This window comes from Isoptericola croceus (assembly GCF_029382255.1).
Lineage (GTDB): Bacteria > Actinomycetota > Actinomycetes > Actinomycetales > Cellulomonadaceae > Isoptericola > Isoptericola croceus.
Genome location: NZ_JARLLG010000238.1, coordinates 1 through 273 on the forward strand (window position 1 = coordinate 1; position 273 = coordinate 273).

Sequence of the window (273 nt, forward strand, 5' to 3'; positions counted from 1 at the left end):
GTTCGCGTTGGCCGAGGAGGTGGTGGGGTTCGAGGTTCGGTGTTCTTTAGGAGGGTTGTTCGGACCGGCCATGGTCTTCGTCAACATGTGGATCACTCCACAGCGGATGTCGATGTGCAGGGTAAGAAGGGCGGTCGTGGCAAGATCGCGGAGCGACTGGAGGGTCGTGTCAAAGGGCACAGCCGTCTCCTGGTTCAGCGGCAGATACACGGGTTGGCTGATGCTGTCGCGTTTCGGTTTCATCGCCGTTATGAGTGTCCATCGACGGCCTTG

General features: G+C 59.3%; 1 protein-coding gene. It reads right to left on the reverse strand.

Annotated elements, in window-relative coordinates:
* On the reverse strand, positions 1–243 hold a 243-nt coding region (locus tag PZC42_RS24625), incomplete at its 3' end, for a hypothetical protein (RefSeq protein WP_277214129.1).
* Between the last annotated feature and the right edge of the window lie 30 nt (positions 244–273).